Here is a 21816-nt window from a genome sequence, read left to right on the forward strand (position 1 = left end):
CCCACGCTTCCCCTGGTGTGTGCTCGTACTGACGTATCGACGGCGATGCCGACGATCGGCTGTTACCAGGGCAGGGGTCCCCGAACCACTCTGCCGTGGTAATTCAGTCCCTCGTCGGATACGTCGACACACCCCACGATCAGGGTTACCGAGCAGCGAGCGAAATCACTCGTTCGTAGGGCTTTTCGACAATTTCCCGCGAAATCGCCGCGCCCGAAGTCGCCGGGGTGAGGTGGTGCTCACCGGATCGAGCGGCTGCTGATCCGCCAGAACGTGGAGACCGGACCGACACCGTTACCCAGCGGGTAGGCGTGCCGCACCGAGCGGCTGACGAACCGTTTGCCCAGCCGAACCGCTTGCTCCATTGGTGCGCCGCGCGCCAGCGCGGCGGTGATCGCGGAGGCGAAGGCGTCACCCGCGCCGTGGGTGTGCACGGTGGAGTACCGGGGACCAGGCAGGGTGACGGCCTCGTGCCCGTCGAACAGCAGGTCCACGCACTCCGGGTCCTCGGGCAGGTGCCCGCTCTTGATCAGCACGTACTCGGGGCCGAAGTCGTGCACCGCCTTGGCCGCGTCCCAGAGCTGGTCCCGGTCGCGCACCTCGATGCCGGTCAGCAGTCGCACCTCGTCGAGGTTCGGGGTCACCAGCGTGGCCCGGGGGAACGCCTCGTCGCGCAGGGCTTCGAGCGCGTCGACCCGCAGCAGTGGTTCGCCGTTGCGCGAGGCGGCCACCGGATCGAGCACCAGCGGGGTGCGGCCGTCCCGGCCGATGCCCTGCCGGTCACAGGCGGCCAGCACCGCCTCGATGCACGCCGCCGAGGGCAGCACCCCGGTCTTGGCGGCGTGCACCCCGATGTCGGAGGCGACCGACTCGACCTGGGCCGCCACCGTCTCCGGCGGGATCTCGACCATGTCGGAGACCCCGAGCGTGTTCTGCACGGTCACCGCCGTCACCGCGGTCATGCCATGCACACCGCACGAGAAGAAGGTGCGCAGGTCGGCGTGCATGCCCGCGCTGCCTCCCGAGTCCGACCCCGCGATCGTCAGGGCCGTGGGCGGGGCCGTGTCGTTGGCAGGCCGGATTCCGGTGCCCGTGGGTGTGGAGTCCATCGAACTCATCGTAGAAGTCCCAGTGCTGTGGGTGGGGCGGGTGGATGGGTGAAGTGGGAAGTGCTGCTTCGATGCCGCTCGGTTCGTTCACGAGATATCAACTCTCACGAGTCAGATTTGACCAGCTGTTTCTTGGGAACTGCCGACCCGGTGTTGACACCGGCTACCGGAAGGTTGGGTTGCGTGGGCAACCGAGCAATTGATGCGCTAGCATCAGATGCATGCGCACTACAATACGGTTGGATGATGATGTTCTTGCCGCCGTCCACGAACGAGCTCGTCGTGAGAGGCGCTCGGCCGGGCAGGTGCTGTCGGAACTCGCTCGCCAGGCGCTGACACGTTCCGGGCACCCGACCGAGCCACGGGGTGCCTCGCATCACGGATTTAGACCATTACCGCACCGAGGGCCCGCCGTGTCGAACGAACTCATCGACCAGATCCGCGAGGAAGAGGCGGAGTGAAACGAGCCCTGCTCGATGTCAATGTGCTGCTGGCCCTGCTGGATAGCGACCATGTTGATCACAAGCGTGCACACGAATGGTTGGATGCCGACGGCACAGCGGGGTGGGCCTCGTGTTCGATCACCGAGAATGGCTTCGTCCGCGTCATCAGCCAACCGCGCTACCCCAGTCCCATTTCCACAACCGAGGCAATCGAGTTGCTTGCTCGAACACGGCATGAGAGCGATCACGAGTTCTGGGCGTGCACGGTCAGTCTGCTGAATCCGCACTCGGTGGACCGTTCGCGGCTGCACGGCCACCGTCAGATAACCGATGTCTATCTGCTGGCCTTGGCTACAGCACACGACGCACGTCTGGTTACCTTGGACAACTCGTTGCCGCTCTCCGCTGTGCACGGCGCTACTGAGGAGCACCTCACTGTTCTGAAGTAATAGTTCTCCTGTTGGAGGCATTCGGGTCAAACTTTTCGGAGACGCCCCCGAATACACCTGAGCGACGGACCTGCTGACGGACGGGTTCCGGAGTGCCTGTCCGGTACTTCGACTCCAGATACGTCCGTCGCGGCTCTCTTGTGGTGCTCTTCGATACGCCGGGCCGCAGAGCACCGCTCCGCGGCCCGGCCACCCGCTGTTCACCCGCGTCCTGCTTTCGAGAGGGAGGCCTGACCTTGGGTTGGTCGCTACCCGGTATCGGGCCTCCCGGAGCCAGAAACGGAGGATGGCTCCGCCGAGCCAGTTCCACGGAAGCGGAGCCGACGACTCCTACCGCTACTCGGCCATCGGGAGGTAGACCTCCCCGCCGGAGGCGGCGAACTCCTCGGACTTCTCCCGCATCCCCGCGTCGATGGCCTCCACGCTGTCCAGCCCGTGCTTCGCGGCGTAGTCGCGCACGTCCTGCGTGATCTTCATCGAGCAGAACTTCGGCCCGCACATGGAGCAGAAGTGCGCCGTCTTCGCGGGCTCGGCCGGCAGCGTCTCGTCGTGGTAAGCACGCGCGGTGTCCGGGTCCAGCGAGAGGTTGAACTGGTCGTTCCAGCGGAACTCGAAGCGCGCCTTGGACAGCTCGTCGTCACGTTCCTGCGCACGAGGGTGCCCCTTGGCGAGATCGGCCGAGTGCGCCGCGATCTTGTAGGCGATCACCCCCGCCTTGACGTCGTCCCGGTTCGGCAGTCCCAGATGCTCCTTCGGGGTGACGTAGCACAGCATCGCGGTGCCCGCCCTGCCGATCTCGGCCGCCCCGATGGCCGAGGTGATGTGGTCGTACGCCGGAGCGATGTCGGTGGCCAGCGGTCCGAGGGTGTAGAACGGGGCCTCGCCGCACAGTTCCTCCTCACGGCGGACGTTCTCCTCGATCTTGTGCATCGGCACGTGCCCCGGCCCCTCGATCATCACCTGCACCCCGTGCTCCCTGGCGATGTGGGTGAGCTCGCCGAGGGTCTCCAGCTCGGCGAACTGGGCGCGGTCGTTGGCGTCGGCGATCGAACCGGGTCGCAGTCCGTCGCCCAGCGAGAACGTGACATCGTAGGAGCGCAGGATCTCGCACAGCTCGGAGAACCGCTCGTAGAGGAAGCTCTCCCGGTGGTGCGCCAGGCACCAGGCGGCCATGATCGAGCCCCCGCGCGAGACGATGCCGGTCACGCGTCGGGCCGTCATCGGGACGTAGCGCAGCAGCACCCCGGCGTGCACCGTCATGTAGTCCACGCCCTGCTCACACTGCTCGATCACGGTGTCGCGGTAGATCTCCCAAGTCAGCTTGGCCGGATCGCTGTCGACCTTCTCCATCGCCTGGTAGATCGGCACCGTGCCGATCGGCACCGGCGAGTTGCGCAGGATGGCTTCCCTGGTCTCGTGAATGCGGCTGCCGGTCGACAGGTCCATGATCGTGTCAGCGCCCCAGCGGCTCGCCCAGACCATCTTCTCCACCTCCTCCTCGACCGAGGAGGTGACCGCCGAGTTGCCGATGTTGGCGTTGACCTTCACCAGGAAGTTCTTCCCGATGATCATCGGTTCGGTCTCCGGGTGGCAGCGGTTGGCGGGGATCACCGCGCGTCCCGAGGCGACCTCCGAGCGGACGAACTCGGGGGAGAGGTCCTCGCGCGCCGCGATGTACTCCATCTCGCGAGTGACGAGACCCGCCCGAGCCGACTCCAGCTGGGTGCGGTGCTCCCGCCCGTCCGTCCAACCGCGACGCAGCGGGTGGATGCCCTGGTGCACGTCGATCCCGACGCTGTCGTCGGTGTATGGCCCGGAGGTGTCGTAGACGTCGAGGTGCTCGCCGTTGCTCAGCTCGATCCGGCGCGCGGGCACGCGCAGTCCCGACTCGGTGCTGTGGTGGATCTTGTGCGAACCCCGGATCGCTCCGGTGGTGATGCTCGGTGTGGCCGATCCGTTCGAAGTGGACTCGTTCGGATACACGTCGGCCATGGCCGTTCCTCCCTACGCCGGTATTACCCGGTCAGGTTCATGCGGTCGGCGACCCCGGAGATCCGCTCCAGTCGCCCTCTCAGCCCGCTTCCGGTGCGAGCTCCCGCGGTTTCTGTTGTCGGCGGCAGACACTAGCCATCCTCGGCCCGGGGCGCAATGCGTGTCGTTGCCCCGGTCGGGTGGCTCCCGAGTCGGTGAACTGTTGACCAGTCGCGGGTCCGCGGTTCCCGCCGGGCGAATACGATGCGTCACGAATCCAACACAGGGGGGTGAGCGCGCTGTGCACGCCGCACCGGCATACTCGCCCCCGACCTCGACGCGGCTGTTCGAGGTCTGGCGGGAACTGGATGTGCCCGAGGGGTGGCGCGCGGAGATCATCGAGGAAAGGATCGTGCTGACACCGCCGCCCGGGCACGAACACAACCTGGTAGCGGACCGAGTGCATCGGCTGTTCGTGCGCGACATGCCGGATCACTGGGCGATCTTTCAGACCGCCGGTGTCTCGGTGGCGCCGCGTGTCGGTCTCTTCGTGCCGGATCTGCTGGTGATACCGCGCGACCGTGTTCCGAGCGATGCGGAAGCCACTCCCGTGCCCGCCGCGCTCGCGCTGCTGGCCGTCGAGATCACTTCCCTCAGCGACCCCGAGACCGCCCGAACCACCAAGCTTCGGGCGTACGCCGGTGCGGAAGTACCGTTCTACCTGCTCGTCGATCGCTACGATTCCAGGGAACCAACAGTGTCGCTGTACTCCGATCCCGCGTCCGGGCACTATCGGCACCTGGTTCAGGTCCCGTTCGGCCACGGGATCGAGCTGCCCGAGCCGTTCGGTTTCAGCCTGGACACCACGCGGTTCTGAGCCACCTGCTCGTTACCGGGCCTCCCCGGAGTGGAGAGCCCGCGAGAGGTTCCGCCAACCGAGCACGGCGGAAGCCCGAGTCGACGGAGTCCTGCTACTCGCCGAACGGGTCCGCGTCGGTGGCCGGGTTCCACGAGTTGCCCGGTTCGGTCCAGCCGTTGCGCTTGAGCATCTTCTTGGCCGCGCGTGCGTGCCTTCCGGTCAGCCTGCTCAGGTACAGGTAACCGTCGAGGTGGTCGGTCTCGTGCTGGAAGCACCTGGCCAGGTGGCCGTGTCCCTCCAGCTTCACGGCGGCGCCGTCGCCGTCGAAGCCGGTGATCCTCGCGTAGTCCGCCCGGCCGGTGGGGAACGACTCGCCGGGAACCGACAGGCAGCCCTCCCAGTCGTCGTCCGGATCGGGCATGGTCGTCGGTATCTCGGAGGTCTCCAGCCGTGGGTTGACCACCACGCCCCGATGGTTCACGCCCTCGTCGTCCGGGCAGTCGTAGACGAACAACCGCAGGTCCACCCCGATCTGGTTGGCCGCCAGTCCCACCCCGTTGGCCGCGTTCATGGTCTCGAACATGTCGTCGATCAAGGTGCGCAGCTCGTCGTCGAAGGCTTCGACCTCGCGTGTCGCGGTGTGCAGTACCGGATCGCCCGCGATGCGGATGGGGTGGACAGTCATGCGCGAAAGCCTATCCGGCCGGATCTCCACCGAGTGAGGTGGCGGAGTGCCGAGCGGAAACGCGCTCGGTTTTCCGGCGCTGTCGGGGGAATGACTCACCGTGTCGAGATGATTCCTCACCCGGGATCCACAGTCGTTGCGAAGCCGATACATCACCCTTACGTGTGATGACCCCCGGCACTGATCAAGACATGGTGTAATACGAGGGTGGGAATCACGCTTCCGTGATTCACCATGTGCGGAGAGCCGATCGTGAGGCGAGGTGCGAGATGGACGCCGCCCAGATGTTGACCGCACACGAGATCGCGCGGCAGTGCGAGCTGCTGGCGCGGGTGGCGGAGCGGCCCGATTCACAGCGGGAGGAATCCCGCCGTTACGGGCACTTACGTGCCGTGGAACCGATCACCCAACCCATCGAGCGAGTGCCGCCACAACCCGGTGAACCCGCCGAGGAAACCGAGCCCGGCGCGGACTCGTCCGCCACCGAACTGACCGACCGCGAACGCGAACTGCTGGCTTTCGAACGCCAGTGGTGGAAAGCGGTGGCCAGCAAGGAGCGCGCCGTCCGGGAACTGTTCGCTCTCGAACCCCACGAGTACTATCGGGTGATCGCGAAACTGCTCGACAAACCGGCGGCGATGCGAGCCGAGCCCATGCTGATCAAACGACTGCGCAGGCAGCGCGCGAATGGCAGGCTCGGGACGAGCACCGCGCCTCCAGAACCCGAACGGGAGTACTGAATGCCCTCCGGAGAGTTCGCAACCGGGCGTTCCGCCGCCCGAATCGGCGGTTTCACGCTGCTGGGAGTCGGCGTGCTCGCCCTGTTCTTCGGAGTGGCCACCGCGCTCACCGGCGATCGCGAGCCCTCGGCGGATCCCACCGGGACGGCGCCTCCGCCACCGGCTTCCACCAGCAGCGGGTCGACGAGCACCTCCGCGGATGCCCCCGGAACCTCCGCCCCGAACACCTCGGCGTCCTCGGAGCCGTCCGACTCGTCCTCCCCGTCCGAGTCCCCCTCGGAAAACCGGAACTCGGGTGGTGGCAACCAGGACGGCGGTAAATCGGGAGGCGAGAATTCGAGAGACGGCGATTCGGCCGATGGCGAGTCGGGCGAGGGGGACTCCCGGCAACGGATCTCGCTGCGGGTCTACAACAACAGCAAGATCGAGAATCTCGCGCACCGCGCGGCGCGCGACCTAAGGGGCGCGGGCTTCCGAGTGGTCGAGGTGGACAACTACGCGGGCGGCAGGATCCCGGTAACCACCGTCTACTACCGGCCGGACACCGAGGAACGCGCACAGGCGCGCACCGTGGCGCGGCGGCTGGACGCCAGGCTGAAGCCGAGGTTCGACGGCATCACCGACGCCAGCCCCGGTGTGATCGTCATCGTCACCAAGAACTACGACGGCATCGGCTGAGGCATCCTCCCGGTGGCGGGCTCCCACCACCCTCGCGGTCGACACCGCCGCTGGAGGTTCCGCCGAGTGCCCACGGGTGGAAAGCCGCCCCGGGATCACTGAAACGACTCGAAGGCGGCGAGCTGTGCCGGACTGAGCGAGGGACGCACCCGCTCACGCGCCGATTCCAGCTGCGCGGCCGACACCTCGGCCGCGTGCAGCGACTCGCGTAGCGCGGTCAACGCGGCTTCCCTGATCAGCGAAGCGCAGTCCGCCGCCGAGTAGCCTTCCAACGACTCGGCGAGACTCGCCAGATCCACGTCGGCCGCGAACGGGGTGTTGGCACCCGCCGTACGCAGGATCTCCGCCCGCGCCGCCGCGTCAGGGGGAGGAACCCCGACGGAACGTTCCAGCCTGCCCGGGCGGAGCAGTGCCGGATCGACCAGCTCGGGTCGGTTCGTGGCGCCGATGACCACGACGTCGCGCATCGGCTCCACCCCGTCCAGCTCGGTGAGCAGCGCTGCCACCACCCGGTCGGTCACCCCGGAGTCCGAGGACTGTCCCCGTACCGGTGCGAGCGCGTCGATCTCGTCCAGGAAAACCAGGGTCGGTGCGGCGTCCGCCGCCCGCGCGAACAGGTCGCGCACCGCGCGTTCCGACTCGCCGACCCATTTGTCCAGTAGTTCCGCTCCCTTGACCGCTACCGTGTTGAGCCTGCCCGTTCCGGCGAGGGCGCGCACCAGGAAGGTCTTGCCGCAGCCGGGTGGTCCGTGGAGCAGCACCCCGCGCGCAGGTCGGATTCCCAGTCTCGCGAACGAGTCCGGGTACCGCAGTGGCCAGAGCACGGTCTCGTGCAGGGCCTGTTTCACCTCGGCCATGTCGCCCACGTCGTCCAACCCGAGCTCGCCGGTGCGCAACGTGTCCGTGGTGGACATCGAGATGGGCCGGACCGACGACAGTGCCTGCTCGAAGTCCTCGGGCCGCACTCCCGGCGGACCGTCCTCCGGTTCGGCCCGATGCCGCAGCGCGGCCTGCACCGCCGCCTCCCTGGTCAGCGCCCCCAGATCGGCCGCGACGAAGCCGGGGGTCCGTTCGGCGAGTTCGCCCAGGTCCACCTCGGGGACGAGTGGGGTGTTCCGCAGCAGAATCCGCAGCAGCTCGGTGCGGGTGGTCGTGTCTGCCAACCCGACGGTCAGTTCCCGGTCCAGCAGCTCCGCATCGCGCAGCCGGGGGTCGACGTGTCGCGAATCGGAACTGGTGGCCACGATCGCCAACCCGGCCACGGCGGCAGCGGCACGCAGCTCGTCGAGCACCACAGTGGAAAGCGGCGGGGGAGAGGTCGCGGGCAGCAAACCGTCCACATCGGTGAGCAGCAGTACGCAGCCGCCCGCCTCGGCGGCCGCCGCGCGTGCCCGACGGAGTGCGTCGCGGACCCGCTGCGCCGCCGTGGCCGCCTCCAGCGCGCCGGTGCCGGGCCCCGCCAGTTCGATCAGGTGTGCTCCCACCGCGGCGGTCACCGAGCGCACCAGGGTGGCCTTGCCCGCACCGGGAGGACCGTCCAGCAGCACCCCCAGCCTGGCGGGAGCGCCGAGGCGCGCCAGCAGCTCGGGCTGTTCGAACGACAGTCGCAGCCACTCCTCCAGGCGTTTCGCCGCGTGCCGCCCGGCAACCAGATCCGAGACCGGCAGCGGGTGGGGTGGTTCGTCCGCCGCTGCCTCGTCCTCGTCACTCCTGGTGGTTCGGGAGTTTTCCCGCCCGGTGGCGGACGGAGTCGTGCCGGGGTCATCCCGTTCGGTGCCGGTCGAGGTCGTCGGTGGGGTATCGCGCTGCCAGGACACCAACGTCGCCGGGTGCACGGTCACCGCACCCGCGGGATCGGTGGCCGAGACGGTCACCAGCTCGTTGGTCCAGGTGAGCCCGATCGCGGCCGAGAGGGTGCTGCGCACCCTGCTCGTAGTCACCGAGGGGGTTCCGGACAGGTCCTGCGGCAGCAGCGAGACGGTGTCCCCGGCGAGCAGCACTTTCCCCGTGAGGGCCTGACGCAGCGTTTCCGGGGTTACCGAGGCGGTCGCCAGCCGTGACCCCGAAACGGTCAGCGAGCGCGCGGTGCGCACCTCTTCCGGGGTCACCACCAGTTGGTCACCCTCCCGCGCTCCGGCGTTGGTGAGAGTGAGGTCGTCGACCAGCACCACACCGGTGGATTCCCGCACCGGGGCGCTCGCGGCCAACACCACCGTGTCCCGCGCGCCGGAGACCCGTACCGCGTCCAGGCCCCGTAGCCCCAGCGCGTCCAGCACTTCCGGGTGCAGCCGCAGTACGCCGCGCCGGTGGTCGGTGGCCGAGGTGGACAACCGGGCTCGTAGTGAAAGGGATGCGCTCACCCCACGACAGTAATGTCTGGTGGAGACCGGGCTCGGGTGGTCGGGTAGCCGGCACGTGAGTCGGCGCCTTGCTGTGTTGGGCCGGCTCTTGAGTAGCGATCTACGCGGCGAGCGGCCCGGCCTTGCAATGCATCCGACTCACGCACCGGGGTTCCCTGCGCTGCTCAGCAGCATGGTCGCTTCTCGAGGATGGTGCCGGGTGATGATTTCGCGGGAAAAGGACGGCCACGGGGCCACATCACCCCAGCGGCGCGGCGATTTCGCGAGAAATTGACGCCGCCGTGGCGGGGTGAGCCGTAGGAGTGCCGGGGTGAGCCGTGGGTCAGTGCGCCCAGCGGCGTTCGGCGGTGAACGAGACGGTCATCCACTTCTCGTGCGGCATCGTATCCAGGATGTCCGAGATCTGCTGTCTGATCCGGTCGAACTCGGTGACCTCGCGCGCCGTGGAGTGGACACCCACCACGAAGTCGATCTCCACGTCCAGCTGGTCACCGATCTTGGTGACCCGGAGAAAGACCTCGTCGAACCGGCACTGCTCGACGATCCCGTTCACGGCCGTTTCGATGTCGCCGCTGAGCGCCGGGTCCACCGAGATCGAGAGCACCTCGCGCAGACTGCGGGTGAACAGCCGTACCGGCATCCGCAGAAACAGCACGGAGAACAGGATCACCATTCCCGGATCGACGTATCCGGCGATCGTTGCGTACCCCGCTCGCTCCAGCCCGAGCGCCAGCAGGAACCCCAGCAGCACACCGGCGCTGAGCAGCGTGTCCATCCACCACTGCGCGGCCTCGGCACGCACCAGTCCATCCGAGTGGGAGCGCAGGTAGCGGGTCATCAGCCCGGCGCCGACCGTGGCGACCAGCGCGTACAGTACAGCCGGGATCGTCTCCGGATGTTTGCCGCCCGCCAGGATGTCGCCGATGGCGCCGATCAGTGCGTAGCCGCACAGCGTTGCCAGTGAAACCGCCTTGAGGATCACGGTCAGCGGTTCCCAGGCGTGTCTTCCGAACGGGTACCGCTCGTCGGCCCCGCGTTCGATCGTGCGCACCGCCGCTACCGAAACCAGCGAGAGCAGTACGCTCACGAACGAGTACAGCCCGTCGAACACGATCATCGGGGAGCTGACGGCCAGGCCCCAGAACAGTGCCAGCACGGCGAAGGCGGCCGCGCCGATCACCGAGATCAGCAGGCTGCGGGTGGCCGTCGCGGAACGGGCTCCGCCCGTTTCCGGTGTGTCCGACGTATCCGGCATCGGGGCAAGCATGACCCCGGCGTTACGCCCGCGCATCCGCCGATCACGAGTTCGGGAATCCGCTGTGTCGTCGGTCGGTGTCGACGTTGCCGCGCCGAACCCGCTTCGAACGAATTCGGGCCGGGCGTAACGAGCTCCGAACATGGAAGGGAGCGGATACCGGCTGGTCGCGCCGGTATCCGGGGGCGTGTGGTTACTCGGGTGGGTACTTGGAGCGGTGCCGCAGGCCCAGCGTGCGGTAGCTGCGGCGGTTCTCGCCGTTTCGGTCGCCGCCACGCCGCGGTAACCGGACCCGTCGTGCCGCGCCCGCGACCCGACGCCGCAGCGGCGGGCGCAGCCCGAGCCGACGTTGGCTGCGCCGCATCGCCCGTCGCTCGCGGGGTGGGAACTCCCAGACCTCGGGGTGATTGGCCAACCAGTGGTGCCGGTAGGCGGCGTAGGGAACGTGTACCAGATAGCCCACGAGCACCACGGTCAAAAACAGCAGTGGGTAGGTCACGATCCCCGCCGCCAGTACCGCGACCACGACCAGCAGGGGGGCGATCAGCTTCGCCGGTACCTTGACCGTTTTCAGCGAGAGCGTCGGAACTCTGCTGACCGCGAGCGCGGCGACCGCGATCATCCAGATCATGACCGCGGGCTGGCTCGACCACCAGCCCGGGCCACCCACGGCCGCGGTGACCACGATCGGGAGCAGTGCCAGCAGCCCCGCCGCCGGGGCGGGCACACCGACGAAGAACTCCTTGCTGAACGGTGGTTGGTCACCGTCGTCGAGCAGGGTGTTGAACCGTGCCAGGCGCAGGATCATGCACACCGCGAAGATCAGGGCCACCACCCAGCCCACGCGGTTACCCGCCAGCTGCCAGGCATAGAGCGTGAGGGCCGGGGCCACTCCGAAGGACATCGCGTCGGACAGCGAATCCAGTTCCGCGCCCATCCTCGTGGTCGCGTCGAGCAGCCGGGCGATTCGGCCGTCCAGCGCGTCCAGCAGCGCGGCCACCGCAACGGCGGCGATGGCTCCCTTGAGCTGCTGATTGAGTGCGAATTGCACCGCGGACAGTCCGGCGCACATGGCCAGCACGGTGATCGCGTTCGGCAGGAACCGGACGCCGGGAGGATTCGAGCGCGCCTCGCTCATGCCCGCACACCGTCCTGCTCGGTGGTGAGTTCGGCGAGTACGGTCTCACCGCCGACCGTCCGTTGGCCCGGTTCGACGAGAACCCGGCTGTTCGAAGGCAGGTACAGATCCACTCGGGAGCCGAACCGGATGAGGCCGTAGGTGCTGCCCGCGGTGACCGTGCTGCCCTCGCTCACCGAGCACACGATCCGCCGGGCCACCAGCCCGGCTATCTGCACCACGGCGAGTTCCGCTCCGCCAGTGGTGCGCAGCAGCATCGAGTTGCGTTCGTTGTCCTCGCTGGCCTTGTCCAGGTCGGCGGAGAGGAAAGCTCCGGGGCGGTAGGCCAGCCCGGTGATCTCGCCGTCGGCCGGGGCGCGCTGGACGTGCACGTCGAATACCGTCAGGAAGGTGCTCACCCGCAGCATCTCCCCATCGGGCAGCTCCAGCTCCGCCGGGGGAGTCGCCTTCGTGATTTCCGCGATCGTGCCGTCGGCCGGAGCGACCGCTATGCCCGACCTGGTGGGGGTGACCCTGTGGGGTTCCCGGAAGAACCAGGCGCACCAGGCGGTGAGCAGCGCGGCCGGGGTTCCGGCGGGGCGCCAGAGTCGGCGGAGCAGCAGGGTGGCGAGTGCGCAGGCCAGCACGAACGGTCTTCCCGCCGGGTGCATCGGTGGGATGGTCTCGCGGGCCAGTCGCGCCAGCTTGTGTAACGGGCCGTTGTTCGGTGCGGAATCCGCGTTGTTCATCGAGGTGGCTCGCCCCTGCGTCGACGGATAGGGCTGCGACGTGTCGGTTGCGTCGCCGCCGCTACAGCATCGCTGATATCCGGTCGCCGGTTGTGCACAGGGGGTGGGATTGGTCGTTGACCTGCTGCGTCGTCATGTGTGCGCGGTCACGTGTGCACCGCGACCATATGCACACCGCGATCACACGGGCCGGATGGCTGGGACGTCCCGATCCGCCCGCGGCCGAAGCGAGGTACGGAAAACGGGCTCGAACGAAAGTGAACCCCGGGGCGACATCAGCGCCCCCGATGCGCCGATGTCGTCCCGGAGTCACGACCGCTCGGGGTCTCCCCGCTGACTCCGAACGGTCCCCCCGGTGGATCCGTGTGCCCCCCGACGGCACACGCACCCGTAGTCCTCATCTCCAGGTGGTGGCCTCATCTCCAGGTGGTGGGAAACCATGCCGGAAAGCCCGACACGTCTCTGGATGCAATCCATCGACTGGTTGTGATGCTGATACCAGTGTAATAGAACTCATAGGGAACTGCGTAGCCGCGAACGGAGGACTTTCGTCACAGATTTAATGACTTTGCGTGCATACTGTCGCGATTGCCTCACTCGAATTGATGATTATTTTCGGCCGTCGCCATGCGCGCTCCCATGAGTTCCCCCAAGCCCGAGTAAGGAGCTCCACGCGAACCCGAATCCGGGATGCTGCGAATTCGGATTCTGGTCAGCCCCTCGTCCTCCGGCGACTCCGATTCGCCGAACTCCGTGGCGGAGGACGAAACCTCCGAAACCGCGTACTCGTCCAGGTAGAGGTCCAGCGTCAGTTCCCAGTCCGCACCGTCCTCGTGGAGCTCGGCCGTGGCCACGTCCCGGCTGTCCAACCACTGCGCGCCCTCCAGCTCGCGTAGCCGGTGCACCGGGGTGGCCGCCAGCCGGTCCAACCGCTCGTGCTCGGAGCGGCGCACCGGAGTCAGCGCTCCGGCGAGCAATCGGTACATCCAACGGGTCCGATCGGGCAGCAGCAGTAATCCGCGATCGGTCACCAGCAGATCGTAGGACTCCTCGGCGTGGCGCACCGGGCTCACGATCCCCGAGAGCTTCGGCTCGGGCTCCTCGCTGGCGGGCTGCGCGTGGTCCAACGGCACCCCGAGATGCACCAGGTGGCGGTGCAGCCCGGGCACGAGCCGCGGGTCGAGCACGGCGGGCCGGACCAGCTTGTCGGGATCCAGCGCACGGCCGTCGGTGAGCTGCACCGTGGCGGGGCCGCCCCAGTCCAGCTCGTGCTGAGCCCGTTCGGACCTGACCAGCGCGTCCACCACAGCGGCACCGAGCAGCTCGGTCATGGTGTCCACTACCGCATCGTCCACCAGCTCCGGGGCGAGCCCCGGATTGAGCGCGGGGTTGATCAGATCGGCCGTCTCCCCACGGTGAATGGCGGTGAGTACCCCCACCAGGGTCGGTTCCGTCGAGACCCCGCTCTGCTCGACGGCCGAGCTCAGCTCACCGGCCTTGACCGCGACGTCGTGGCTGCCCGCGAGTCTGGCCAGCTCGGGCCAGGGAGTGCGTTCACCCAGATCCTCCACCAGCAGTCGGTCCTCGATCGCCGGAATATCGCGGCGAGGCTCGCGTATCAGTGCGAGAGCGGGACGATCGTCGGTCTCGTCGGGCTCGTGACTGGCCCGCTTCAACACGTCGAGTCGTTGCGCCACAGTGGGGCGTGCCGCGTCCGCGGATTGCTCGGCGGCGATGCTCTCCTTGGCCCGTTCGGCGAGGCCGTGCTTGCGTTCCGGGTGTTCCAGGAACGCCCGGAAACCGGGCAGTATCTCCGGGGTCCGCCCCACCCGGGTGGCCATGCTCAGGTACTCGGCGCTGTAGTCCTCCCAGCCGAGTTCCAGCCCCACCCGCTTGCGCAGCGCCGCCATCGTGGTGCGTTTGCCCGCCAGGTGCACGGCGACGGCATCCCCACGCATCACTCGTCCCCGGGCCAGCGGTGCCGTGATCCGCTTGTAGAACTCGGCGTACCCGCTGAACAGCCACTTGGTGGGGCCACCCACCATGTCGCGTTCCGTCTCGATCACCGCGTCGCGGATCCGGACGGCCAGTGCGTCCGGTCCACCACCCTCCCTGCTGCCGATCTCGTCGGCCAGCACCGCGGACAGTTCGCTCACGGTGAGACCCGCCAGCAACGGCAGCCCGAGCTCCAGGTGCGACCCACTGCGCAGCAGGCCCAACAATCGGGTCCGTTCCCGCATCCGCAGCGTCGGTTCGCACGTCACGCGCAGTTCGTCGGGGCTGTTCGCCTCGGCGCTCTCGGCGACCTTCCGGAGTCTGCGCCACAGCTGTGGCTGTGCCTCGCCGTCCACCACCACACCGAGCGGATGGCGGTGTCCCGCACGCAGTACTCCTCGGAGAACCATCGCTATCGAGGCCCCGACCAGCAGAGCCGCGAAGCCGGCCTGCAACCCGTCGCCGAGGTCGTAACGAATCGTGTAGGCCGTTATACCCACCATGCCGAGGACCAGTGCTGCCGGTACGACCAAGAATCCGATGTGCAGCGCCACCGCCAGGGCAGCGCGCCATGGGCCACGCACAGTGACAACTCCCGACTGATATTGGTCCACGAATGCCCGGTCAGGCTAGTCACCTGATGCGCCCCGGCGGTAGGGAGCCCGCTACACACTCGGATCGTTCCAGTTCACAGGGCTGTGCCTCGCTGTGCCGGTACGGCGCCACCATTACGCGTCGTGCCCGTGCCCGTGGTCGGGTCGGTTTGTCTCGCGGTGCGGGTAGCGAAACCTCTCGCGAAATCGCGGTGCCGCTACGAGGCAGCGCCGAGCTCCGACCACTCACGCGGTCGGCACCGCCGCCCGACCTCGGGACGGTGTCAATTTCCCACGAAATCGCCGCGCCGTCCGTCGAGACGCGACCATGAGCGCGGCAGCGGGATCGTCCCCGGTGCGTGAGTCGGATGCATTGCAAGGCCGGGCCGCTCGCCGCGTAGGTCGCTACTCAAGAGCCGGCCCAACGCCGCAAGGCGCCGACTCACGTGACGGCTAACCGACCACGCACGCGAGCGGTGCCGTCAGTGCTCACTCAGTAGCCAGATGTCGACGGTACTTCCGGTGGGCACGTCGGTACTCTCCTCCGGCAACTCCAGCAGGCAGTCGGCCATGGCCATCCCGGAAAGCAGGTGGGAGCCCGCCCCACCACGCGTCGTCACGGTGTCGGTTTCCGGGTCGAAGCTGCCCCTGCGGTACTGCCGCTTCCCACTCGGTGAGCGCAGCGTCTCGGTGAGCGTCACCCGGCGATGCCGGCGTTGTGTGGCGCGGTGTCCACCGGCGCGACGCAGTGCCGGCCGGACGAAGACCTCGAAGGAGACGATCGAACTGACCGGGTTTCCCGGCAACGTGACCACCGGAACGCGGTACCCGGCAGCCTCGTAGTGTCCCGAGCCCTGCGGCATTCCCGGCTGGATGGCCACCTTGTCGAACCGCACGCCGGAGTCCGCCAGCGCGTCCTTGACCACCTCGTAGGCGCCCGCGCTCACCCCGCCGGAAGTCAGGATCAGATCGGTCTCGGCCAAGTGGGGTTCCAGCGCGGCGTGCAGTTCCGAAACCTCGTCGGGAACGAACCGCAGCAGTGTCGCCTCACCGCCGCACTGGCGCACCGCCGCGGCGAGCATGGTGCCGTTCGACTCGTAGATCTGGCCCGGCAGCAACTCCGTGCCCGGCTCGACCAGCTCGGAACCGGTGGAAAGCACCAGCACCCTCGGGGCACGGTGAACCGGCAGCTCGGCGTTGCCCACGGCCGCGGCCAGTCCCAGCTGGGCCGCTCCCAGCGTCTGACCCCGTTCGAGGACGACCTGACCCACCGCCACGTCCTCACCCGCGCGGCGGAGGTTGCTTCCCTCGGGCACCGCGCGGTGCACGGTGACCCGTTCGGTGCCGCCGTCGGTGAGTTCCACCGGGACAGCGGCCTCCGCTCCGGGAGGAAGTTGTGCTCCGGTCATGATCCGGTGTGCGGTGCCCGGTTCCAGGGGCGGGACGTCCACCCGGCCTGCCGGGATGTCGGCGATCACCGGCAGCGTCACGGGATGCTGCGAATCCGCCTCGGCCACGTCCGCGGCGCGTACGGCGTAGCCGTCCATAGCCGAGTTGTCGAAGGGCGGCAGCGGGATCGGTGCCGTCACGTCCTCGGCGAGCGCCAGTCCCAGGCACTCGTCGAGGGCGCGGTGTCGCACCCCGGTGGCGGCGAGCAGGTTCGAGACCCGCTCGCGGTACTCGTCCACCGGCAGCAGGGTCGAGGTGTCAGTCGTGTGGCCCACACCCCGATCATCGGACATCGCGTGCCCGATGTCGCCCCCGGTTCGTCGGTGTCGGCACCCCACGGTCGGTTTCCGTCAGGGTTTCCGGTCGGCCGTTCCCGAGGGGCGTTCGTCCCGGCGTCCGTCCGGTGGGCGAGGTGCGCATGGCAGACTTCGGCGGGGTGATCGTGCTCGGCGAAGTGCCGTGCCACGGCTGGGGAGGTGATCGTGCAGGTTCGTTCCCGTCATCAGTCCTCATTCGGCGTGGCCCGTCTCGTACTCGGTGCGGGAGAGGTGGCGCGCACCGGATGTGAGGCGATGGCCACCAGTTACGGTGTGACGAGTACCCGTGCCCCGCGTCGCGGGGGTATCAGGGCGCTGGTGGGTGACTCGATCCCCGAATCCGCCTACTCGGCCGGGCCGCAGGGCGGCTGGGTCGATGTGGCACCCAGTCTTCCCGGCGACGTGCACACCATAGAATTGGACGGCAACAACGACTGGTGCATCGCGCGGGATTCCTGGTTGGCAGCGGCGGGAACGGTGCGACTGGACACTCGATGGCAGGGTTTCCAGCCCCTGTTCGGTGGGCGCCCCGGGTTCCTCGCGCACGCCACCGGGCAGGGGCAACTGGTGCTGGCCTGCTGTGGGGCGCTGGACGTGCACGATCTGCGGGCCGGTGAATTCGTGACGATCGACACCGGACACCTGGTGGCCTATGTGGACACCGTGCAGTCCCGATTGCGGCAATTCGAACCCGGCCGCGCACAATCCCTGCGGACCGGTGCGGGACTGGTTTTCGATTTCGCCGGTCCGGGGCGGGTGGTGACTCAGACCCGCAATCCGCGCAGATTGTCGTCCTGGCTGCACTCGGCGAGCGGACACTGATTCCGGGGCCTCGTTCGTGGTCGGTCTTTCGGGGGAACGCACGGTGGTTCGTGCTCCCGTACGGGTGAACTTCTCGGAATCTTGCCGGAAATTCTCGGGACGGGCGCCGCGGGTGCTTCCCGACGGCTCGTTCTTTGGGGGAAGATCACAGAAATCGGTCCGGTCGAGATCGCGACTTCCCCTGTTCCATGCGGTAGCGTAGCGCTTGCTACATCGGCGCCCCCAGGCGTCGCGCATCATATTTCAAGGAGGACGCCGTGGCTGTCGGCACGGTCAAGTGGTTCAACTCCGAAAAAGGCTACGGATTCATCGCCACCGACAACGGGTCGGATGTCTTCGTGCACTACACGGCGATCGAGATGGACGGATTCCGCACCCTCGACGAGGGGGACCGCGTGGAGTACGAGGTGAAGCCCGGGCGGGACGGGCGGAGCCAGGCTGACGGTGTCCACAAAATTTAACCGGACTGTGTGGCCTCTTTTGTCGTAAGTGATTCTGTGGCGGAACCTCTGGCACGGCTCTCGCTGCGGGGAGGCCCGACATCGGGTAGCGACCTACACAACGTCGGGCCTTCCTCGCGAGAGCCGCACCGGAGAACCCGCGGCGGTGCCGACTGCGAGGGTGGCCGGAGCTCTGCCTGCGGGTGTGGCGGGAGCTCGGCCTTCGTCGGCGACAGCGGCGCGGCGATTTCGTGGGAAATTGACGCCGCCCCGGCGGGAAACCGGCTTGCTTGCCGGAGAGGGCGGGCGGCGCCGGGAACTGCTCCACCCGGATGGTGTGGGGGCCGCACCGGCGGACGGTGGTGCCGCCGGAACGTTAGGCTGATCGGCGTGTCGGAAGACCTCACCGGGCGCCGTCTCGGCCACTACAAGATCGATGGAGTTCTCGGTCGCGGTGGCATGAGTGTCATGTACCGCGCCACCGATGTCCGCCTGGGGCGCAAGGTCGCCCTGAAGGTGATGGGTGAGCACATAACCGGGGACAGTGAGTTCCGTGAACGTTTCGTGGACGAGGCGCGCAACACCTCGGCCATCGACCACGCCAACATCGTGCCGCTCTACGACTTCGGTGAAGTCGACGGGATGCTCTACATCGCGATGCGGCTGGTCGACGGGTCCGACCTCGCCAGCCTCATCTCGGAAGGGCCGATCGCGCCCAACCGCGCGGTCGAACTGCTGGGGCAGGTGGCGGAGGCGCTCGACACCCTGCACGAGCAAGGGCTGGTGCACCTTGATCTCAAACCGGCCAACGTGCTGGTCACCTCCAGGGAGGCCTCACACGAACACGTCTATCTGGCCGACTTCGGGCTCACCAGGCGTGGCGCCACCGGGCATCGAACGAGCACCGGCGATTTCCTCGGTTCGCCCACCTACGCCGCCCCGGAGCACCTGCGTGGCGAGTCCGTCGACGGCAGGACCGATCTCTACGCGCTGGCGTGCATGCTGTTCGCCTGCCTGACCGGCAGCGCTCCCTACAAGGGTGAGGTGCAGGAGATCATCCAGGGGCATCTTCAGCTGGATCCTCCCCGGGTCACCTCCCGCGTGGCGCTGCCGCCCATGATCGACGAGGTGCTGCGCAGGGGGATGGGTAAGACGCCCGAGCAGCGCTATGGCAACTGCAAGGAGCTCATCTCCGCGACCAGGAACGCGTTGAGCTCGTTGGGGAAGCAGGGCGACCAGCCCCCACGCCCGGCCCCTCCGGAGGCGCCGCCCTCGGCTGGGCAGCCACCTTCCGGCCCGCAGCCGATGCCCTCCGGGCCGGTTCCACCCCAACCCCAGTCGCAGCCCCAGCCGACGGCCCCGCCCGGTACTCCTCCCGGCGGAATGGCCCCGCCCGGTACGCCTCCGGGTGGAACGACACCGCCCGGCCCCCGCCCCGGCGCGGGCGCTCCGGGGATGCCCGCCGGTCCGGGAGCACCCGCCGGGCCACCGCCCGTCGGTGGCCCCAGACAGCCGATGCCCCCTGGCGGCTCGCAGCAGGGGCCGGGTGAACCGGTGCGGTTGCGCCCGCCGATGCCCGCGCAGTCCGCATCCTTCGCGAAGAAGTCGGACAGCACAGCCCGCTGGCTGGTTCCGGTGCTGGCGATATCGGTGTTCACCGTGATCGTGGTGATTTTAATCATCGCGTTCGGCTAGTACTCGCCGCTCGTCGCTGTTCGCGGCGGGCGTGCTTCGTGGGGGAGCGGCTCCCGCACCCCGGTCCGCCCGGTGTGCTCCCGGGCCTCCCGACGCGGCCCCTCCCGGGACGTTTTCCCCGAAAGCGTTCCGCCCGCTGGCTTGCACTCGCTGTCGGTGAGTGCTAAACACGATACTGGCACTCAGTAGGGGTGAGTGCCAGGTCGGGACGGTGAGGCCGTAGCCGCGCATTCGCGTGGTGACCGGTCGTCCGTCGCGGGCACCGAGCCTGGCCGAGCACGAGTCCTGCCGTGGAATCCGCCGATCCCACGGCGTCCAAAAAGCTGGAGGACCACACCGCAATGGCCAAGATGATCGCGTTCGACGAGGACGCCCGCCGCGGTCTTGAGCGCGGCATGAATTCCCTCGCCGACGCCGTCAAGGTGACGCTCGGCCCCAAGGGCCGCAACGTCGTGCTCGAAAAGAAGTGGGGCGCGCCGACCATCACCAACGACGGCGTCTCCATCGCCAAGGAGATCGAGCTCGAGGACCCCTGGGAGAAGATCGGGGCCGAGCTGGTCAAGGAGGTCGCCAAGAAGACCGACGACGTCGCCGGTGACGGCACCACCACCGCCACCGTCCTGGCCCAGGCGCTGGTGCGCGAGGGCCTGCGCAACGTCGCGGCGGGTGCCAGCCCCACCGCTCTGAAGCGGGGCATCGAGAAGGCCACCGAGGCCGTCGCCGAGCAGCTGCTCAAGAACGCCACGGAGATCGAGACCAAGGAGCAGATCGCCGCGACCGCCGCGATCTCGGCAGGCGACTCCCAGATCGGCGAGCTCATCGCGGAGGCGATGGACAAGGTCGGCAAGGAAGGCGTCATCACCGTCGAGGAGAGCAACACCTTCGGGCTCGAGCTGGAGCTCACCGAGGGCATGCGCTTCGACAAGGGCTACGTCTCGCCCTACTTCGTGACCGACCAGGAGCGGATGGAGGCGTCGCTGGACGACCCCTACATCCTGCTGCTGAGCTCGAAGATCTCCAACATCAAGGATCTTCTCCCGCTGCTGGAGAAGGTCATGCAGTCCAACAAGCCGCTGCTGATCATCGCCGAGGACATCGAGGGTGAGGCGCTGCCGACCCTGATCGTCAACAACATGCGCGGCACCTTCAAGTCCGTGGCCGTGAAGGCACCGGGCTTCGGCGACCGCCGCAAGGCGATGCTGCAGGACATGGCCATCCTGACCGGTGGCCAGGTCATCAGCGAGGAAGTCGGCCTCAAGCTGGACAGTGCCGACCTGTCCATGCTGGGTCGCGCCCGCAAGGTCGTGGTCAGCAAGGACGAGACCACCATCATCGACGGTGTCGGTGACGACGAGCAGATCTCCGGCAGGGTCAACGAGATCCGTGCCGAGATCGAGCGCTCGGACTCCGACTACGACCGCGAGAAGCTGCAGGAGCGGCTGGCCAAGCTGGCCGGCGGTGTCGCCGTCATCAAGGCCGGTGCCGCCACGGAGGTCGAGCTCAAGGAGCGCAAGCACCGCATCGAGGACGCGGTGCGCAACGCCAAGGCCGCCGTGGAGGAGGGCGTTCTCGCCGGTGGTGGTGTGGCGCTGCTGCAGGCCGCCGTTTCCGCCTTCGACAACCTCAAGCTGGAGGGCGACGAGGCCACCGGTGCCAACAGCGTCCGTACCGCTGTCGAGGGCCCGCTCAAGCAGATCGCGGTCAACTCCGGTCTCGAGGGTGGCGTCGTGGTCGAGAAGGTCAAGGGGCTCTCCCCCGGACACGGCCTCAACGCGGCCACCGGCGAGTACGAGGACCTGATCCAGGCAGGCGTCATCGACCCGGCCAAGGTGACTCGTTCCGCCGTGCAGAACGCTTCCTCGATCGCCGGTCTGTTCCTGACGACCGAGGCCGTTGTCGCCGACAAGCCGGAGAAGAACGGTGGCGGCGATGCCGGCGGCGGTGACCCGACCGGCGGCATGGGCGGTATGGGTGGCATGGGCGGCATGATGTGACGTCCGGTTAGGACGTTCTCGCCGCTGTCGCCGTCGTCGACGGCGACAGCCACCGGCACCATCCGAGCATGTGCCTTACGGAGGGCCGTTCCCGAA

At 68.0% G+C, this 21816-nt stretch carries 18 protein-coding genes; 9 read left to right on the top strand and 9 right to left on the bottom strand.

Annotation, left to right across the window (positions count from 1 at the left end; genetic code table 11):
• Window positions 1-239: 239 nt before the first annotated feature.
• Window positions 240-1118 carry a bifunctional hydroxymethylpyrimidine kinase/phosphomethylpyrimidine kinase gene (gene thiD, locus ACOQFL_RS17585; protein WP_435545274.1) on the bottom strand — a complete coding sequence of 293 codons (879 nt, stop codon included), beginning with the start codon at window positions 1116-1118 and terminating at the stop codon, window positions 240-242.
• Between the two features lie 212 nt (window positions 1119-1330).
• Between thiD and ACOQFL_RS17590 the strand changes: the two genes are divergently transcribed.
• Window positions 1331-1570 carry a ribbon-helix-helix protein, CopG family gene (locus ACOQFL_RS17590; protein ID WP_435545275.1) on the top strand — a complete coding sequence of 80 codons (240 nt, stop codon included), beginning with the start codon at window positions 1331-1333 and terminating at the stop codon, window positions 1568-1570.
• Window positions 1567-2001: a TA system VapC family ribonuclease toxin gene (locus tag ACOQFL_RS17595; RefSeq protein WP_435545276.1), complete on the top strand. Its 435-nt coding sequence runs from the start codon at window positions 1567-1569 to the stop codon at window positions 1999-2001. Before ACOQFL_RS17590 ends, ACOQFL_RS17595 begins: the two co-directional genes overlap by 4 nt.
• A 336-nt stretch (window positions 2002-2337) precedes the next feature.
• Here the strand turns inward: ACOQFL_RS17595 and thiC are convergent, their stop codons facing one another.
• Complete coding sequence (thiC, locus tag ACOQFL_RS17600; protein WP_435545277.1) at window positions 2338-3993, bottom strand: phosphomethylpyrimidine synthase ThiC; 1656 nt, start codon at window positions 3991-3993, stop codon at window positions 2338-2340.
• Window positions 3994-4273: 280 nt separating this feature from the next.
• Here thiC and ACOQFL_RS17605 point away from each other — a divergent pair, with 280 nt between their 5' ends.
• Window positions 4274-4849 carry a Uma2 family endonuclease gene (locus ACOQFL_RS17605; protein WP_435545278.1) on the top strand — a complete coding sequence of 192 codons (576 nt, stop codon included), beginning with the start codon at window positions 4274-4276 and terminating at the stop codon, window positions 4847-4849.
• A gap of 94 nt (window positions 4850-4943) precedes the next feature.
• Here ACOQFL_RS17605 and ACOQFL_RS17610 read toward each other — a convergent pair whose 3' ends face one another.
• Window positions 4944-5516: a peptide deformylase gene (locus tag ACOQFL_RS17610; RefSeq protein ID WP_435545279.1), complete on the bottom strand. Its 573-nt coding sequence runs from the start codon at window positions 5514-5516 to the stop codon at window positions 4944-4946.
• Window positions 5517-5785: 269 nt separating this feature from the next.
• Here ACOQFL_RS17610 and ACOQFL_RS17615 point away from each other — a divergent pair, with 269 nt between their 5' ends.
• Both ACOQFL_RS17615 and ACOQFL_RS17620 read left to right on the top strand, forming a co-directional pair.
• On the top strand, window positions 5786-6256 hold the full coding sequence (locus tag ACOQFL_RS17615) for a DUF3263 domain-containing protein (protein WP_435545280.1): 471 nt from the start codon (window positions 5786-5788) through the stop codon (window positions 6254-6256).
• Window positions 6257-6934 carry a LytR C-terminal domain-containing protein gene (locus tag ACOQFL_RS17620; protein WP_435545281.1) on the top strand — a complete coding sequence of 226 codons (678 nt, stop codon included), beginning with the start codon at window positions 6257-6259 and terminating at the stop codon, window positions 6932-6934.
• Window positions 6935-7029: 95 nt separating this feature from the next.
• Here the strand turns inward: ACOQFL_RS17620 and ACOQFL_RS17625 are convergent, their stop codons facing one another.
• The 6 genes from ACOQFL_RS17625 to moeA all read right to left on the bottom strand — a co-directional run bounded on the left by ACOQFL_RS17625 (window position 7030) and on the right by moeA (window position 16745).
• Window positions 7030-9294 carry an AAA family ATPase gene (locus tag ACOQFL_RS17625; RefSeq protein ID WP_435545282.1) on the bottom strand — a complete coding sequence of 755 codons (2265 nt, stop codon included), beginning with the start codon at window positions 9292-9294 and terminating at the stop codon, window positions 7030-7032.
• Window positions 9295-9616: 322 nt separating this feature from the next.
• Window positions 9617-10549, bottom strand: coding sequence for a cation diffusion facilitator family transporter (locus ACOQFL_RS17630; protein ID WP_435545283.1), 933 nt, complete (start codon window positions 10547-10549; stop codon window positions 9617-9619).
• A 193-nt stretch (window positions 10550-10742) separates the two neighbouring features.
• Window positions 10743-11687: a CDP-diacylglycerol--serine O-phosphatidyltransferase gene (gene pssA / locus ACOQFL_RS17635; RefSeq protein WP_435545284.1), complete on the bottom strand. Its 945-nt coding sequence runs from the start codon at window positions 11685-11687 to the stop codon at window positions 10743-10745.
• Complete coding sequence (locus ACOQFL_RS17640) at window positions 11684-12415, bottom strand: phosphatidylserine decarboxylase (RefSeq protein WP_435545285.1); 732 nt, start codon at window positions 12413-12415, stop codon at window positions 11684-11686. Before ACOQFL_RS17640 ends, pssA begins: the two co-directional genes overlap by 4 nt.
• Window positions 12416-13008: 593 nt before the next feature.
• Window positions 13009-14994: a M48 family metallopeptidase gene (locus ACOQFL_RS17645; protein ID WP_435545286.1), complete on the bottom strand. Its 1986-nt coding sequence runs from the start codon at window positions 14992-14994 to the stop codon at window positions 13009-13011.
• Window positions 14995-15485: 491 nt separating this feature from the next.
• Complete coding sequence (gene moeA, locus ACOQFL_RS17650; protein ID WP_435545287.1) at window positions 15486-16745, bottom strand: molybdopterin molybdotransferase MoeA; 1260 nt, start codon at window positions 16743-16745, stop codon at window positions 15486-15488.
• Between the two features lie 189 nt (window positions 16746-16934).
• On the opposite strand from moeA, the gene ACOQFL_RS17655 reads away from it, so the two are divergent.
• The 4 genes from ACOQFL_RS17655 to groL all read left to right on the top strand — a co-directional run bounded on the left by ACOQFL_RS17655 (window position 16935) and on the right by groL (window position 21720).
• Window positions 16935-17591 carry an AIM24 family protein gene (locus ACOQFL_RS17655; protein WP_435545288.1) on the top strand — a complete coding sequence of 219 codons (657 nt, stop codon included), beginning with the start codon at window positions 16935-16937 and terminating at the stop codon, window positions 17589-17591.
• A gap of 257 nt (window positions 17592-17848) precedes the next feature.
• On the top strand, window positions 17849-18052 hold the full coding sequence (locus ACOQFL_RS17660; RefSeq protein WP_092628981.1) for a cold-shock protein: 204 nt from the start codon (window positions 17849-17851) through the stop codon (window positions 18050-18052).
• Between the two features lie 369 nt (window positions 18053-18421).
• Window positions 18422-19726: a serine/threonine protein kinase gene (locus tag ACOQFL_RS17665; RefSeq protein WP_435545289.1), complete on the top strand. Its 1305-nt coding sequence runs from the start codon at window positions 18422-18424 to the stop codon at window positions 19724-19726.
• 341 nt (window positions 19727-20067) lie between these two features.
• Window positions 20068-21720, top strand: a complete 1653-nt coding sequence (gene groL / locus ACOQFL_RS17670; protein ID WP_092974995.1) for a chaperonin GroEL — start codon at window positions 20068-20070, stop codon at window positions 21718-21720.
• Window positions 21721-21816: the final 96 nt, after the last annotated feature.

Source organism: Actinopolyspora sabaoui (genome assembly GCF_051225635.1).
Classification (GTDB): domain Bacteria; phylum Actinomycetota; class Actinomycetes; order Mycobacteriales; family Pseudonocardiaceae; genus Actinopolyspora.